Origin of the sequence: Amycolatopsis sp. CFH S0740, from assembly GCF_004522315.1 — a bacterium.
GTDB classification, from domain to species: Bacteria; Actinomycetota; Actinomycetes; order Mycobacteriales; family Pseudonocardiaceae; genus Amycolatopsis; species Amycolatopsis nivea.
The window spans coordinates 89,156-105,607 of record NZ_SDLS01000033.1 but is presented as its reverse complement, the minus strand read 5'-3'; the positions used below and the strand labels follow the sequence as shown (position 1 = coordinate 105,607).

General features: G+C 68.4%; 11 protein-coding genes and 1 pseudogene. 5 read left to right on the top strand and 7 right to left on the bottom strand.

Annotated features, from left to right (window positions below):
• Positions 1–543: pseudogene (locus EIZ45_RS38140) on the bottom strand (peptidase); the annotation flags it as partial.
• Between the two features lie 1,978 nt (positions 544–2,521).
• Here EIZ45_RS38140 and EIZ45_RS38135 point away from each other — a divergent pair.
• A complete protein-coding gene (locus EIZ45_RS38135; RefSeq protein WP_134668235.1) occupies positions 2,522–3,682 on the top strand; it encodes an acyl-CoA dehydrogenase family protein in 1,161 nt (386 codons plus the stop codon).
• A gap of 184 nt (positions 3,683–3,866) precedes the next feature.
• Here the strand turns inward: EIZ45_RS38135 and EIZ45_RS38130 are convergent, their stop codons facing one another.
• From EIZ45_RS38130 to EIZ45_RS38120, 3 genes are read right to left on the bottom strand one after another with little or no spacing between them, the layout of a single operon-like run.
• On the bottom strand, positions 3,867–4,787 hold the full coding sequence (locus EIZ45_RS38130; protein ID WP_134668236.1) for an acyl-CoA dehydratase activase: 921 nt from the start codon (positions 4,785–4,787) through the stop codon (positions 3,867–3,869).
• Positions 4,784–6,154 carry a 2-hydroxyacyl-CoA dehydratase subunit D gene (locus tag EIZ45_RS38125; RefSeq protein ID WP_134668237.1) on the bottom strand — a complete coding sequence of 457 codons (1,371 nt, stop codon included), beginning with the start codon at positions 6,152–6,154 and terminating at the stop codon, positions 4,784–4,786. The genes EIZ45_RS38130 and EIZ45_RS38125 overlap by 4 nt, the downstream gene beginning before the upstream one ends.
• Positions 6,155–6,182: 28 nt before the next feature.
• On the bottom strand, positions 6,183–7,349 hold the full coding sequence (locus EIZ45_RS38120; RefSeq protein WP_134668238.1) for a 2-hydroxyacyl-CoA dehydratase subunit D: 1,167 nt from the start codon (positions 7,347–7,349) through the stop codon (positions 6,183–6,185).
• Between the two features lie 98 nt (positions 7,350–7,447).
• Between EIZ45_RS38120 and EIZ45_RS38115 the strand changes: the two genes are divergently transcribed.
• A complete protein-coding gene (locus tag EIZ45_RS38115) occupies positions 7,448–8,491 on the top strand; it encodes a nitronate monooxygenase family protein (protein ID WP_134668239.1) in 1,044 nt (347 codons plus the stop codon).
• A 3-nt stretch (positions 8,492–8,494) separates the two neighbouring features.
• On the opposite strand, the gene EIZ45_RS38110 is transcribed toward EIZ45_RS38115, so the two are convergent.
• A complete protein-coding gene (locus tag EIZ45_RS38110) occupies positions 8,495–9,307 on the bottom strand; it encodes a PaaI family thioesterase (protein ID WP_134668240.1) in 813 nt (270 codons plus the stop codon).
• 29 nt (positions 9,308–9,336) lie between these two features.
• The gene (locus tag EIZ45_RS47530; protein WP_134668241.1) at positions 9,337–10,191 is read right to left on the bottom strand and encodes a PaaX family transcriptional regulator C-terminal domain-containing protein; all 855 of its coding nucleotides are present in this window, start codon (positions 10,189–10,191) and stop codon (positions 9,337–9,339) included.
• A 262-nt stretch (positions 10,192–10,453) separates the two neighbouring features.
• Here EIZ45_RS47530 and EIZ45_RS38100 point away from each other — a divergent pair, with 262 nt between their 5' ends.
• Positions 10,454–12,106, top strand: a complete 1,653-nt coding sequence (locus tag EIZ45_RS38100) for an AMP-binding protein (protein ID WP_134668242.1) — start codon at positions 10,454–10,456, stop codon at positions 12,104–12,106.
• A gap of 45 nt (positions 12,107–12,151) precedes the next feature.
• On the opposite strand, the gene EIZ45_RS38095 is transcribed toward EIZ45_RS38100, so the two are convergent.
• Complete coding sequence (locus EIZ45_RS38095; RefSeq protein ID WP_134668243.1) at positions 12,152–14,101, bottom strand: AMP-binding protein; 1,950 nt, start codon at positions 14,099–14,101, stop codon at positions 12,152–12,154.
• 257 nt (positions 14,102–14,358) lie between these two features.
• Between EIZ45_RS38095 and EIZ45_RS38090 the strand changes: the two genes are divergently transcribed.
• Together EIZ45_RS38090 and EIZ45_RS38085 are read left to right on the top strand one after the other, a co-directional pair.
• On the top strand, positions 14,359–15,162 hold the full coding sequence (locus EIZ45_RS38090; RefSeq protein ID WP_134668244.1) for an SDR family NAD(P)-dependent oxidoreductase: 804 nt from the start codon (positions 14,359–14,361) through the stop codon (positions 15,160–15,162).
• Between the two features lie 139 nt (positions 15,163–15,301).
• Complete coding sequence (locus EIZ45_RS38085; protein WP_134668245.1) at positions 15,302–16,408, top strand: LuxR C-terminal-related transcriptional regulator; 1,107 nt, start codon at positions 15,302–15,304, stop codon at positions 16,406–16,408.
• The last annotated feature ends 44 nt before the right edge of the window (positions 16,409–16,452 follow it).

Here is a 16,452-nt window from a genome sequence, read left to right as displayed (position 1 = left end):
GGTCAAACCGGGGTTGCCGCATTCTCGACCAGGACAGGCATTGTCGCGTTCGGCCTGCGTGGGCTGGGTGGTGAAGTCGGTGTCGCCCTGGGTGTAATCCGTTTTTGTGTCGATACCCTGCTGCTGCTCCATCGGCAGCGCGACGCCCGCGTCGGTGCCCTGGTCGTTGCCCTTCGCGATCTGGCTGTAGATGAACATCGGGGCCATCGGGCCGCCGGTGATGCCCTGCTCATTCATCAGCACGCCATAACCGGTGTAGCCGGTCGCCCAGGTGACGCACGAACCGACCTGCCCCTGGTCGCCCGGGACGTTGGCATAGTGGGTCAAGTCGGCGCTCGGCGGCGCGGCCGCGGCCCCGAGCGGGTGGACCGGCTGAGCTGTGGGGTGAACGTGACTCCTGGACTGCGCGGCGCGCAGAGCGGCGACGTTCAGGCCCAGCCCGTGCTTCTGGTGCTGGACCGCAGCCGTGGCAGTGCCCACGGTTGCGGCAAGTCCGGCTGCAACGATCAGGGAAAGAACGGCTGGCGTTTTTTTGATGTGCATTCTTAAGCACTCCTTCACGTACACGGCACGCGAAATCGCGGCACAGACATTCCGCGTGCGACAAAAAACAAATAAAGGTCCGCGAGCGGATGGAACCGAAGACAAGGCGCAGGAACTCGTCGTGCACCAGTTCGCCGGTTCCCGTTCAAGACATTGCGGCTGCAGTGGTGCGGTCAGGTCGCCGCGCAGATCTACGCCGACGCGTGCTCTCACGCGGTCGGTGCATCCGCGACCGGGCGCACCTCGGCCGACAACCTGCCGTCTGGATAGATGACCTTCTGCGCCGTCCTGCGGAAACTGCTCTGCAAGTGAGACGTGACCATGTCGAACTATGATTTCCCACAACAGGTTCGACCACGTTCTGGATGCGCCTCGACCGCGCGGAGTCAGGGGAAATTACGCACGGTCGAGGCGCGCGGGCCGGGCAGAGGGGCCAGGTTCCCACCCGGCCCGAGTCTTCAGGCGGCCGTGACCTCGATCAGGGCGCCGAGCCCGGCATCACAACGTCCCCGCTCATCAGATGACGAGCAGTGCCGCGGCCCCACGCCGGATGGCGGCAGAACGCGATGCACCGCAGTGTCGCGCAGCGTTGGCCCAGCCATACAGACCTATCACCTCCCTCAGTTGACTGAGGTCAAGCCTGACGGGCGTTTTCGGGACCAGTCCCGAAAACGCCGCCTATATGCTCCTGGCCTGCCGGAAGATGATGCGGTCTTGCACCATTTGCCGAGCGATGACTCGATGTCGAGTCCGACGAGGTCGACGAGCGTCGGTCACCGCGAATCCGGTCGGCCTGAACTTCAGCTCCCCGCGGTGCCCGGCCAGACCGACCTGCCGTGTCCAGCGTTCAAGAATCCCTCAGCCGCCAGAGATCTCGATTCGCTGCTGCACTACCAGCCTCTGACTGCGACCGGGCCGACAACCGCGGCCCCGTCACCCGAGGTGCCTTCGCTGTCGCGAGCTGGTCATCGCCGCAGGTATCACGCCATCGAGATTGGGCACCGGGAAACGGACGACAGCACCAGTTTCGGATCGCTTCAGGACTGGGCCGCGCTGAGCACGGACACGCGAAGGTAGGCGGTGAGTCGAATGCGCAGGCCCCGCAGATCCCGCAACGCCACGATCTGCTGTCGACGGCTACCGGCCGGGTGCGGAATTCGGGGAGCAGCTGGTGCAGGGGGTGTTCGAGTACGAGCTTAGCCCGACACGCGACGTCGACCTGAAATCGTTCAGTCCCCGAGGGCGGCCTGAGGTTCGACCGCGCTTTCGATCTGCGAGACAAGCAGGGCGGTATCTTCGACCGCACGGTGCCGGGCATGTCGTATTCAAAGACCGATCCAGGAGTCGCCGGACGCGCCGCGCACATCGACGAGGCTCGCACCAACCCGAGGCGACAGTGCCGCAGAAGCCGGGCAAGCGGCTGCTGGGCGGATCCCCGGCTCCCGGGGAAACTGCACCATCTGGCCAGCGCCCGCAGCGACGCCTCCCGCCCACTCGCAACGACAGGGTGGCGAGGAGTTTCTGCGACACGCAGCAGATGCCTCCGAAGCCGCCCACCGGCGGGCCGTTCGACTGCGACGAGTACGCCTTCGTCTCCAGCTACGAAGTCGCTGCCCGGCACAACTACGCCCCCAGTACGAACTGGAGCGCTCCGTCCGCTGGGTCGACTGAAAACAGAACCGGGAAGTTGGTCAGAGGCCGTACGGCTGGCGGGAAAACGACCGTATCCTCGTGCATTGTTCAGACCGCGCCGCTGATCGAGATCGGCATCTCGGCGCTGTGGACGACGATGCCCTCGGCGGTGGTCGCTCAGGGAAATCCTCTGCCGTGATCGGGCAGGCGCACCCTCGGCCGACGGGAGAGACCTGACCGCATCTAATATTTGACACCATTTGAGACTACGTATTGCCCTACGTCAACTAATGTCCTAACCTGCCTGATGGGGGGCCGGGAAATCCGCTCCAGAGAAGGGAAATCCATGGACTTCGGTCTGACCGAGGACCAGGCGTCGGTGCGGGACGCGGTCCGGAAGTTCGCCCGCGATCAGCTCGCTCCGGGGTACCTGGCTCGCGCCAAAGGCGAGGAATTCCCGTGGGAGCTGCACCGGCGGGTCGCAGACCTCGGCGTGCTGGGGCTGCTGGCCGGGCCCGAGCACAACCCGTTCGCGGACGAGGATTACGTGGCGGCAGGTCTGGCGATCGAGGAGCTCGCGTACGCCGACTTCAATATCGCGAACGCCGTCATCCCTGTGTTGCTGATGTCCGCGCTGATCCACCGGCACGGGTCGCCGCGGGTCCGTGCGGACTGGCTGGGGCGGCTCGTCTCCGGGGAGACCTTCGTCGGATTCGGGCTGACGGAACCGGGTTCGGGCTCCGACGCCGGAGCGCTGCGGACCAAGGCCGTCGCCGCGGAGGGTGGTTACCGCATCAGCGGCGAGAAGACCTCGGTCACCATGCTCGCCAACGCCGAAGCGATGATCGTGACCGCGCGGACCTGCCGGGACGGGCAGGACGCGGGAGTCTCGGCGTTTCTGGTCGGCCTGGACCTGGCCGGGGTGTCGAAGGCGGCGATGCCGGACACCGGCTGGCGGCCGCTGGGACGTGGGCTCGTGCATTTCGACGAGGTCGAAATACCGGAGGACGCCCTGATCGGCCCCGAGGGTTCGGCTTTTCGCGCTGTGCTCAACGGATTCGACTTCACCCGCCCGCTGCTCGCCCTCACCGGGATCGGCTGCGCGCAGGCATGCCTCGACGAAACTGCGGAGTATCTGCGCACCCGCACCGCCTTCGGCTCCTCGTTGGCGGGATTCGAAGGCGCGTCGTTCCCGCTCGCCGAGCACACGACGACGCTCGAGGCGGCTCGCCTCTTGTGCTATTCCGCGCTGTGGCGCAGGACCGAGGGGCTGCGCCACACCGCGGAGGCCGCCATGACCAAGTGGTACGGCCCGTTGACGGCGAGCCAGGCGGTCAAGGATTGCCTGCTGCTGCACGGGAACTACGGCTATTCCGAGGAACTCCCTTTCGAGCAGCGGCTCCGTGACGTGATGGCGGTCGAGATCGCCGACGGCACCGCCCAGATCCAGAAGATCATCATCGCACGGGAGCGGTACGGCCGGGAGTTCGTGCCTTACCGGCGCTGATATGACGCTCCGAGCGTGGCCTTCGCCGCGAAAGGGCTTCTGTGACCCACTACGCCTGATGTCGTGCCGGGTGAGCCAGTTCGGGTGCCGAATCTCGCGTGAGACCCGCACTCGGCGAAACTGGCCCAGCAGCCCACGAGCCCGTATTCGAACGGCATAGCCCCACGCTATGCCGTTCGAATGGTCAGCCCCGGCGAAGGGCGATCGTCTCGCCGAGGTGGACAGCGCCGCCCGGGGAGCCGTCGCACCCGGCGCACGAATGTCCTGCCCCGCCACTGGGGAACAGCTGGACATCGGTGTCGGCATCCTGGCCGGCAGGCACCGGGCCTGACGATTCCCTCGCGAGGAGGGCGGCACCGTAGGCACCGGTGATCTGGGGATGCTCCGGCACCCGCACCTCGAGGTCGAGTGCCTGTTCCAGGAACCGCACGGCGGCGGGGTTCCTGGCGACGCCACCGGTCAGCACGACCGGCGCGTGCCGGCCGACCTGCGCCACCAGCGCCAGCGTCCGGCCCGCGATCGCGCGGTGCACGGACGCCGCGATGTCCGGCGCCGGAAGTCCTTCCGCCAGCATGGAAACGATCTCCGTCTCGGCGAAGGTCGCGCACATACTGCTGACTTCCAGATCCTGCTTGCCGCGCAACGCCAGCTCCCCCAGCGTGCCGATCTCGCATTCGAGCGCCCGCGCCAGCACCTCGTAGAACCGACCGGTGCCGCTGGCGCAGCGGTCGTTCATCGCGAAGTCGTCCACGAGACCGTCCGCGTCGACGGTGATCGCTTTGCTGTCCTGGCCGCCGATGTCGATGATCAGCTTGGCCCCGGGGCACATCTCGGCGGTGCCCCGGGCGTGACAGGTGATCTCGGTGAACGTCCGCTGCGCGCCGGGTACGAGCTTGCGCCCGTACCCGGTCGACACAGTGCCGCGCACATCTCTTTCGGCGATGTCGGCGTCCGCGAGCGCGTCGTCGATGGCCGCGTGCATCCCTTTCCGGCTCACCGCGCCCATCTGGATCACGCTGGCCCCCGCGATGGCGCCGGTTTCGTCCACGACGACGGCCTTCGCAGTGGTGGAGCCGAGATCGACCCCGAGGTAGTACGCGGTCATGAGATCGGCACGAACCCGGCGGGCAACGCCCCGCGCTGCCTGCGGACGTCGATCGCTTCCAGCATGGCTACCAGACGCGACTCCAGGATGCCGTCCTTGTAGAACGCCGCGTCCGCCACGTCGCCTTCGAAGAAGATCGACGGGATGCCCAGTTTGTCCTGCGCGGACTTGGCCAGCAGCCGCTGCGGCCCCGTGAAGGCGCGGCAGGTGCGGGTGGAGTGGAACACCAGCCCGTCGAGGTCGTACTCCTCGCAGTCCCGCAACGTCAGGTACTCCAGCGTTTTGGCACCGTGGTTGGTGGGGCACAGCAGGTAATGCTGCGCCATGCCCATGATCGGGTCGCTGGTTTCGATCAGCTGCGGCTCCTGCCAGAACGCGTTCTGGATGTAGCGCCCGGCCAGCACCGCCACGCCGTACTCGGCGAATTTCCTCGACAGGAAGCCGAGTTTGTTCCAGTTCATGATGCCGTCGAAGTACAGCCGGTACTTCTCGTCCTTGACCGCCGAGACGCCGTTGTCGATCCGGTCCTGGATCTCGTCGCGCACGGCCGCGAAGTAGTCGACCAGATCCTGTTCGCCGGGCAGGAAATTGATCGGGGCGACGCTCGCGATCCAGTCCCAGAACGTGGCGGGCGCGGGCTTCGCCTTGCACAGATCGAGCCCCTCGCGGCGAAGCTCGGCGGCGCGCTTGATGTAGGTCATGCTTTCCGACAGCGCGTCGTAGTCGAACGGCCGGCCGGTCTGCTGTTCGAGGAAGTCGATGAGATTCCGCAACTGCTCGGCGACGAATTTCGAAGCGTCTTCCCATTCCTCGCCCTTGAGGTAACCGGAGTCCGGTTTGTTGCCCCACAGGAACGGGTGGGAGATGTTGAAGATAGGCAGCTTCTTGCCGAAGACGCGATACGAGATGCCGTCCCATTGCTGGCCGGTGCTGCAGCCCGCGTAATTGTTGACGAAGAAGTCGGGCGCGGGCAGCTTCGCGGCGAGCACCTCTTGGTCGTGCACCCCGACGACACCCGTCTGGTCGCCCTCCGAGCCCTGCACGGTGAGCACGGAGCAGCCCAGGTGCGTGCGCGAGTAGGAGCACAGTTCGGCGTTGTAGCCGTACTCCGCCCCGGCCAGCTGCGCCGGGCCCTCGAGCTTCTGTGCGGCCAGCCGCGCGGCGAACGCCTCGCCGTGGCACCAGGCCAGCCCGGCCGCTTGGAACATGGGGTTGAGCGCACCGCCGTTGTACCAGACGATCTGCTTGCCCTGTTCCCGCGCGGTGAACAGGTCCTCCCAGTAGTCGGCGATCATCTGCCCGCCGACCCGTGTGATGCCGAGCCGGTTCGTCTTGTCCTCGGCGGGCTTTTCCTTGGTTTCCAGCATTTCGCAGCTTCTCCTGTCGGCTCGGGCGTCAGACGTGCGCGGGACGGCGCCGTCGGGTGCGTTCCACCAGCGCCTCGATCCGCGTGCGGAAGGACTCGATCGGGATGCCCTCGTGCTCGGTCTCGATCTGCAGCTGCGGGATGTTCTCCGCGTCCAGCCGCTTGCGCAGTTCCGGGTAGTAGAGCATGTGCGGTTCGCAGAACTTCGGTATCAGGTGGATCACCGCTTCGGCCCCGCTGGCGTGCACGGAGTCGACCAGGTAGCCGTCCCAGTCCACGTCCTGCTGAACCCTGGTGGGACAAGGGATCGCGACGTTGCGCCGGGCGTACCACTCCCCCAGCGCCGCCATCGGGTCGCCGGTCTCCGCCACGTCGGCGGAGACGTACCGGCGGCCGTGGTACAGGTCGTCGTCGACGACCAGCGCGCCGCTGTCCTCGATCACTTCGAGCAGTTCGCGCCGCGGCGCGTGGCACAGGTGGCCCGACAGGTGCACGCGCACCCGGTCGTCGCGTTCGGACCGCCGCGGCTCGCCCAGCGCCTCGGACAGCAGGGCGTGGTGCTCGCCGGGGTCCATCACCATGCTCGACGCGATGATGTCCTGCAGTTCCACCGGGCTGAACGCGGTCTCCCCGGCGCTGCGCTCGTCGAGCAGGCGCCGGATCAGCCGGCGATCCCGGTTGTACGCCGTGATGCTTCCGCGCAGCGCGTCCGGGTCGATTTCCTCACCGGTGAACGATTCCAGCTCCGTGCGGATGCGCCGCATCATCTCCGCGACCCGCTCGCCCGCCCACGAGTCGTTCATGGACGAGTTGAGCATGCCCAGGAAGACCGTCTTGTCCGGTTCCAGCGCGCGCACGATGTCGGCCGAGCCGATCAGCTGGATGCAGTGGTCGGCGGTGAACACCGCGTCGTAGACCGAAAACCGGCCGGTGGCCACCTGATCGGCGAGGTTGCGGGTGTAGCCGCAATAGAACTCGGCCAGCAGCGCGCGGCCTTCGGTGACCGGCTCCCGATCGTCCTGGACGATCACCGGCAGCGCGCCGAGAGCGTGGGCCAGTTCGCGCGGAAAGTTCATGGGCAGGATCGCCAGCACGGGACGGCCGGGATGCGCGCCGCGCCACTGCCCGAGGTAGGCACGGGGGTCGCGGGCCGCTTCGACCAGTCTGGCCATCGCTGCCGAAGACGCCTGGGTCATCGCTGCGGGTTCCTCTCGTCGGCTCTGTTCGATACTCTACACCTCACGCAATCTGATCTCAATCCGCGTAAAATATCTATCGTCGAACGGAGCCCGGCATGCCGCCGATCGTCAACCGCTACACCCAGCTCACCGGGATCGAGCACCCGATCGTCCAGGAAGGCCTCGGCCCCTTCCGCACCCCGAAACTCGCTGCGGCGGTGTCCAATGCGGGCGGCCTCGGCACGGTTTCGATGCCCGGGATGCCGGAGGACATCGCGGCGGGCGCCCGGACCTTCCGCGAGCACATCGAGGAGTGCGCCGGGATGACCGAGCGCCCGTTCGCCGTGAACATCCCCGTCGGAGTTGACAGCAACGGAGACGTGCTTCCCTTCACTGACATCTATATCCGGACCGCGCTGAAAGCGCGGGCGGCGGATCCGGAACTGGCCCGGCGGCTGCGCGTGCTGACGACGTCGGCCGGGTTTCCCGGGGACTACATCGCCCGGATCAAGGACGCCGGGATGGTCCACCAGCACAAGGTCGGCTCGACCCGCCAGGCGGTGAAGGCTGCCGAAGCCGGGGTCGACGTGGTCATCGCCGCGGGTTTCGAGATGGGCGGGCACGCACCGAGCAAGGCCGTGCACAGCTTCGTGCTCGTACCCAGCGTGACCGAAGCAGTCGACGTGCCGGTTCTGCTCACTGGCGGAGCGAGGGACGGGAGGGGACTGGCGGCGGCGCTCTCGCTCGGCGCCGAGGGCGTGGCGATGGGCACCCGCTTCATCACCAGCACCGCCAACTCCGACTGGCATCCGGCATACATCCAGGCGTTGCTGGACGCCGAGGAGGGCGACGATGTGGCGTTCGACGGGGTGTACGGCCCCTGCCGCGGCTTGCGCAACACGGCGTCACTGCGGCTCATCGAGGAAGCCAGGCGGGACAATGCGGATCCGGTCGAGCTGACCCGGCGGAAGATCGAATCGATGCAGCGGGCGCAGACCGAGGGCGACACCGAGAACAGCCTGGTGATGACCGGCCAGGTGGCCTCGGCGATCAAGGAACTCGTCGACGTCGCGGAGTTCGTGCCCCGGATGGCGGCCGAGGCGGCCGGGATTCTGCGTACACTGGCGGCGAGCCTGCCGTCCGCCGTCGGCGCGCCGTAGCCCTCAGCCGGGGCCGTGGTGGTGCGCCGAGGCGACGATGCAGGGTTTCCCGGCTTCGTTGAGCCCCGTCACGTGCGTCACGGCCAGCCTGCGGCCCCGGCTGGCGACATCCGCGCGGAACGTGGCGACGTCGCCGACCACGAACGGCCGGAGATAACTCACGGCCAGCGAGGCTGGAACGAGACCGGACGCCACCGAATCGACCGCCCGGCAAGCCAGGAGTTCGGCCAGCCACAACGTGACCCCGCCGTGCAGCGTCCGGAGCGGATTGACGAGATCCTCCTCGACGGGCAGCGAGAACCAGGCCAGGCCGTCGACGGCCCGGGCATCGCCCAGCACGGCGCCGGTGACCTCGGCGACCGATCGGCAGGGACCGGAGAACCCGCCTGTGCCGCCGTCCCGTTGTGGGGTCGCTTCGATGAAGCGCCCCCACTGACGGCATCGGGCGACCAGCTCGCCGCCGGAGGAGAACAGCGAGCCCTCGGCGAGCCCCGCGCCCGATGATGCGTGCACGACGTGGGCCTCGGCCGACAACCGTGTTCCGTCCGAGGGCAGCGGACCGCAGAAGTCAAGCGAGATCTCCGTGCTCACCGACCACCTGCCGAGCGGGGCCGAAGCGATGAGCGCGTACCCGAGCACGTTGTCCGCGAGCACGCCGACAGCCGCCGCGTTCGCGGGCCCTGCCGACCAAGGGCCGCTGACCATGGACGCCCGGAAGCCGGCGTCGTCGGCGGTCAGCTGGTCGACCCCGAACATGATCTCGGGACCGCCGGGCTGGAAGTCATGCCGGTTCTGACACGTGGTCGCCGTGTCCATTCACGCTCCTTGAGGGAATCGCTCGGCGCTCAGGCCGTGTTGAGTTCGGCGAAACGGCGACGCACGACGGGCGTCCACTCCGCCCGCAGCGCCTCGATCCGCCGGGCGACGCGCCGGCCCGCCCAGTCCGGCAGGATCGCCTCGGGCAACTGCGGATCGACCCGCGGGAACTCCTGCCATTCGTTCATCAGCCGCAGATGCGTGAACAGCGTCTCGTCCTCGGTCTTCGGGCGCAGCGAGTCCATCGCCTGCCACACCTCTTCGTACCGGGCCCGCAAGGCGGCCAGGTCCCAGCCGCGCTCCACGACCTGGTCGCGAGGGAGGCCGACCGCGTCCAGCGCGCCGGTGAACGCGAACGTGTGCTCCTTCAGTTCGAGCTGTTCGAGCAGCCCGCCGACCTCGCCCGACCGCTCGACGTGCGGCGTCAGCCACAGGCCCGGCGCCGGATTCCCGAAGCCCGCCCAGGTCAGGCCCGCGTAGAGCGGCCGGCGCGCGCGGCGCAGCGGCTGCGGGATGATCACCCAGAGGGCGAGCCAGGTGCCGTCCCAGCTCGTGTACGGGTCGCTGAGCGAGTACACGCGGCGAGAGCCGGTCTCGAAGATGTGCGCCAGCTTGTCCGTGAGCGACCAGCGCACTTCCCGCCCGTGGCGTTCCGGCGTGATCCAGCCCGATCCCGACGCCCGGGCGATCGCCTGCCGAGCCGCCTGCTCCTCGATGCCCAGCCCGCCGAGGACGCGCACGAGGGTCGACGTCCACACCGGTTCCCCGGTCTGCCACACCAGCTCGCCGAGCGTCGTGATGAGCAGCGAGCGCGCGCTGCCAGGGGTCAGCACAGCGTCCGCGAACTCGCGCGGCGAGCTTTCGAGCGCCCCGGGGAGCGGCATGTGCGCCTCCTGCTGATCGTGGACCGGCCTGTGCGTACTTTACGCGTCCCAGAACCCAGAACGCGGCAACGTAGACAAACGTCACCTCACCCGTTCCCGCTGAACAGGCATCTTCCTCCTCTATCGGCGCTGCGGATCTACATTCGAAGTAACGCAATCCCCAAACGCGTCATATGATTTTTGGCCAGACCATTTGCAAGGTCGGACCGAATGGGTACACTCCGGTGACCCGAGTCACACGTCGATACAAGGGAGTACCGCGATGACCGACGCCCGGGTCCTGAAGACTTCGTACTGGCCCGCGGAGCCGGGGGACATCCACGACACGACTGTCTGCGAAACGCTCCGGCACGCCGCGGCGACCGTGCCGGACCGCCTGGCGCTCGTCGACTGCGTGCCGGACGCTGAAGCGCGCGAAACCTGGACCTACTCCGAACTGCTGGCGGACGCCGAACGCGTCGCACGGGCCTTGCTGGGCGCGTTCGAGCCGGGCGACCGCATCGCGGTCTGGGCTCCCAACAGCGCCCGGTGGATCGTTCTGCAGCACGGTGTCGCCTTGGCCGGAATGGTGCTCGTGGCGCTGAATCCGGCCTACCGCGCCCGCGAGATGGGCTTCGTACTGAAGCAGTCCGGGGCCGCTGGGCTGTTCTGCCCGGCCGAGCACCGCGGGTTCGACATGCGCGGCATGCTCCAGGACATCCGGCAGGAGACGCCCGAACTGCGGAAGATCGTGACGTTCGGCGAATGGGACGCGTTCCTCGCCGGCGGGGACCCGGAGCGCGAACTGCCCGCGGTGGCGCCCGGTGACGTGGTCCAGATCCAGTACACCTCCGGCACGACCGGCTTCCCCAAGGGTGCGATGCTGCACCACAAAGGTCTCGTGAACGAAGCCAGGCACGTCGCCGAGCGCGCCGGGATGAGCGACGGGGGCGTCTACGTCAACGCGATGCCGATGTACCACATCGGCGGCGGCGCGGTCACCTCGTTCGGGGCCTGGGCCAAGCGCGGCACGTTCGTGATCCTGCCCGGGTTCGACCCGGGGCTGCTGCTGGAGGCGTTCGAGACCTACCGCGGCACGCACACCCTCGTCGTGCCGACCATGCTGATCGCGATGCTCGATCACCCCGACCGCGCACGGCGGGACCTCACCAGCGCGCAGACGATCCTCAGCGGCGCCGCCTCCGTGCCCGCCTCGCTGGTGCACAAGACCCAGCAACTGCTCGGCTGCCAGTTCTCCATCCTCTTCGGACAGACGGAAACCCACGGCGTGATCAGCCAGACCAGGGTGACCGACGCGCCGGAGGACCAGGCCGAGACGGTCGGGCAGCCGCTGCCGCGGCTGGAGGTCAAGGTCGCCGACCAGGTCACCGGCGAGCCGGTCGCGCCGGGCGAGACCGGCGAGATCTGCTGTCGCGGCTACCAGACCATGCTGGGCTACTTCCGGATGGAGGCCGAGACCGCGACCACGATCGACGCCGACGGCTGGCTGCACATGGGCGATCTCGGCTCGATGGACGAGCGCGGGTTCCTCCGCATCCGCGGCCGGTCGAAGGACATGATCATCCGCGGCGGGCTGAACATCTACCCGGCCGAGATCGAAGCCGCGCTCGGCGATCACCCGGCCATCGAGTACGCCGCCGTGATCGGCGTGCCCGATGCCAAGTGGGGCGAGCAGATCGGCGCGGTAGTGACGCTGCGGGACGGCGCCGGACGGCCCTCGCTGGAGGAGCTGACCACGTATCTGCGCTCGCAGCTCGCGCCGCACAAGACGCCGGTCTACTGGGCTTTCGTCGACGAGATGCCGGCCACGCCCAGCGGGAAGATCCAGAAGTTCGTGCTGCACAAGCGTTTCGAGGACGGGTCGCTCCGCTTCGACGCGGTCCGCGCGTCGAGCACCGAACCCGTGGCGCCCTGATACCGGGCGAGCCCGTCCCGGCCGTCGCGGATCCGGGATCGCGCGTCAGTCCGCGACCGCGGCGGTGCGGATCTCGATGCCGAATTCGTATCCGGCGAACGCGTTCCGCAGCGCTTGCTCTTCGCCGTCGCCCCGCTGATCGATGGTGAGCACGGCCACCGGCCGCCGCCCGGAATGGTCGACAGCGACCTGGAACCGGGCGGAATCCCCGAGAACGTCTGCGGCCACCGCGCCAGCCGCCCGCTCGACAATGTCCCGGCGCAGCGCGGGCTTCGAGATCTTCCCGACGGGCGTCAGCGGCATCTGGCCGACCACGATGATCTCGACGGGCACCGAGGCCCGCTCCTGGATCCGGGTCCGGCAGAACTCGAGCAGTTCGGCCGGGTCCGCGCTCGCCCCTTCGAGGAGCTGCACGTAGGCGATCGGCAGCTCGCCCTTGAGCGGATCGGGACGGCCGATCGCGGCGGCCAGGTGCACCGCGGGATGCGCCGCGACGGCCTCTTCGACCGGAACCGGGTCGATGTTGTGCCCGCCCCGGATGATGAGGTCCTTGGCACGCCCGAAAATCCAGACGTACCCGTCCTCGTCGACGGTGCCGAGATCCCCGGTGCTCGCCCAGCGCCTTCCCTCGCCGAGACCCTGGACGAACAACTCGGCCTGAGGCGCCGGAGCGAGGTAGCCGGGCGTCACGGTGTCGGTGCCGAAGACCAGCAGGCCCCGCTCCCTTGGTGCGCATTCCCGGACGACCGCATTGTTTTCGTCGACTTCGACGGCCTTGACCCGGACGTGCGGAAGCGGCACTCCGGCGGAGCCGACCCGCGGTTCGCGGTCGCCTCCGGGATGCCCGGTCATCGTCCCGTGCACCTCGGTCATGCCCCAGTTTTCCCGCAGCCAGATGCCGAACCGGTCGTGGAAAGCGCGCACCAGCGCGAGCGGCACCGTGCTGCCGCCGCAATGGAAATCAGTGATGCAGTGCCCTTCCGACGAGGCGCCGGGAACGGCGAGAAGCGCGGCCGCGGTCGTCGGAGTGGCCAGCAGCGAGGTCATCCGGTAGTGCCGGGCGATGTCCCAGAAGTTCGCCACGACGCCCTTGTCCCGGAAGCCGCCGGGGGTAAGCGTCAGCAACGTCTGCCCGTAAAGGAATGCCCGCAAGCCGAGCGAAAGAGTTCCGCCGCAATGGAAGTTCGGCATCCCGTGCCCGACTACGCCGTCTTGGCCGGCACCCATCAGCGCCCCGACGTTCCAGGCGACAGTCAGCTGGCCGCGGTGGGTCATCCGCACCAGCTTCGGCGCTCCGGTCGTCCCGCCGGTGGGCATCCGCATGACTTCGGCGTCCGGATCGGCGGACGGGGCGAACGTCAGCCTGCCCGCCGGATGCGCCGCGATCGCGGCGGCGAAGTCATGAGGCGAGCCTGAGGCGTCCACCAGCAGGATCCGCCGCAGCGTCGGCACAGCGGCCCGGAGTCCGGCCAGCCGAACCTGGTCGAACTGGTCCGGAGTGGTGACCAGCGCGGTCGCACTCGTCGCGTTGAGGATGGCGGCGACAGCGTCCGCTTCGAGGTACGGGTTGACCGGGACCGCGACGCCCGCCGTGGCCGCTCCCCATGTGGCGATCATCCCTTCCGGCACCATCGGCAGCAGGATGCCGACCGCGCTCGGAGCTCCTTCCGCCGTCTCGCGGAAGAGGTTGGCCGCTCGCTCGATCGAAGCGACGAACTCGCGATAGCTGAGCGTCGTGGGCGGGTCTTCCACGCGGTGCGACCACAGCTGGACGATCGCGGCCTTGTCCGGGTGCTCGGCTGCCGCCGCGCGGATGGCCTCGTACACGGTCGCGCCCTCGCGCAACGTCTCCGGCTGGTGCGCTTCGATCCGCCGGACATCGGCCGGCGACCGAAGCCGCGCCCTGGCGATCCGCCCCTCCCCCGGAGCCGCTCCCGGCAACCAGAGGGGATCCGCCTGATCCTGCCCGCTCGGCCGGGATTCTGGCTGTGTCATGGGATCGCGCCTCCTCGATCGCCTGCGCGGCGCCGGACAACGACGGGACCGACCATAACAAAGGACTGACCACAGAAATATAAGACAAACCGGCGACTTGAGTTTTCGGAGCCGTACAGCCCGCACCCGCAGCAGGTCGCTGCTGGGGACAAAATCCTCGCCCGAGCAGACTCGATAGTCGACATCATATGCAACTGAGTCTTGTCTCATGTAATATAATCTTCTACGATGCAGGAAACGAACCGAAGGGACCGACCATGACCGGCTCCATTCCCCGCGCCGACGAGGGATTCGACTTCTCCGGCAGCGGGGTGCTGATCGCGGGCGGCACGTCAGGGGTCGGCCTCGCCACCGCAGTGGCCTTCGCGCAGACGGGCTGCCATCGGCTGATGCTGCTGGGCCGCAACGAAGAACGCGGCAAACGAGCGCTCGACCACGTGCTGTCGACCGTGCCGCGAGCGCACGCGGAGTTCCTGTCCGCGGACGCGAACGACCCCGCGTCCGCAGCCGAGGCCGCCACCGAGGCGCACCGCCGGCTGAGCGGGATCGACGTCCTGGTCAACTCCGTGGTCGCGCCTTACCAGCCGACTCCCCTGCACGAGATTCCGCTCGACGAGGTCCGCGACATCCTTGCTCAGCAAGCGCTGGGGCCGCTTGTGATGAGCCGCGCCGTGCTGCCTTTCCTGCGGGAGCAAGGATCGGGCTCGATCGTCAACATCGCCTCCGACGCGGCGAAGGTGCCCACTCCGGGCGAAACCGTGCTGGGCGCCGCGATGTCGGCCATCGTCACCTTCTCGCGCACCCTGGCGCTGGAGGCGAAGCGGTACGGCGTGCGGGTCAACGCGATCACGCCGTCGCTGATCGCCAACACCGGTTCCTACGACCGGGCGATGTCCCAGCCGTTCAGCAAGAAGATCTTCGGGAAGATCACCAGTCAGGCCCACCTCGGCCTCACCGAGCCCGAGGACCTCGCCAACCTGACGCTGTTCTTCGCCTCTCCGCTCTCGCGCCTCATCACCGGGCAAGTGGTCAGTGTCAACGGCGGCATCTCCGTCGCCTGATCCGCCACTCCCGTAAGGGGTATTTCGCTCCTCCTTTGGAGAGCAATCACGTGCGGCGGTGTATCCCCGGCACCGGTCCGCGGCGACAATCGGCCGGACAGAGCAGCGCCGCTCTGGCGGTCGAACGAGGAGAACAGTCGTGGACAGCGGTGGCGAACTGATCCGGCGAACACAACGCACCCTGTGCGAGATCGCCACGCTTTGGGGTGGCCAGGACGTCGCCCGGGCCGCGTTTCGCGATCTGCGATCGGCCGAAATCGCCCTCCGGGGCGCGGAAAGCGGCCTCCTCCGCGAGCTGTCCGCGTTCGACGGCCGAGGCGCCGACGGCGCACGGATCGCCGCGGCGCTGGCTCGCGTGAGCGCTTTGCGCACGGAGATCCGGGACAGCATGCTCGCCACCCGCACCGCCGCGATGTCCGATCTGCACCGCTGCCTGCACCGGCTGCGGTCCGCGTCCTCCCTTCGGGACCTCGCCGACCGGGTGCCGGCCGAGATCAACCGGCTGGGCTACCGGCGCGCGCTGTTCTCTAGCCTGTCCGGCCGGAGCTGGAGCGCGCGCTCCGCGTACGCCTACGCCGATCCCGAGCTGAGCGCGGACCTCGTGCGGGTCGGTACGGCGATTCCGGGGCAGATCGGCCGCGAGCTGCCGGAGACTGAGGTCGTCCGCACCCGCACCCCGGTGCTCGTCGAGGACGCCCAGCACAACCCGCACGTCCACCACCGGCTCATCAACCTGGCGCGCACCAAGGACTACGTGGTCGCGCCCCTGATCGGGCGCGGCGAGGTGGTCGGCCTGGTGCACGCCGACCAGCACGTGGACCACGACCACGTGGATGCGTTCGACCAGCAGCTGCTGGGGTTGTTCGCCGAGGGCCTCGGGTGCCTGTTCGAACGCGTGGTGTTCCGCGAACAGCTCGCCGCGATGCGGGCGCGGCTGCGCGAGCAGGCCGACGCGGTGGACGACGTACTGGGCGGCCTGCAAGGCTCCGGAATCACCGAAGCCGAACGACCGCGGCAGGCGGACCCGCTGGAGCGCGTGGACGGCCCGCTCGCCCAGTTGACCCGGCGGGAGCTCGACGTCCTGCGCCACCTCGTGCGCGGCGAGAGCAACAGCCAGATCGCCGAGGAGCTCTTCGTCTCCCCCGGCACGGTGAAGACGCACGTCAAGAACGTGCTCCGCAAGCTCGGCGCCGCCAACCGGGCAGAGGCGGCCGCCCGCTGCCACGCCCTCGTCCGCGGGAGCTAGGGAGAAATCCGGGGGGAGAAATCTCTTCCTCCGGGGTGATGCAC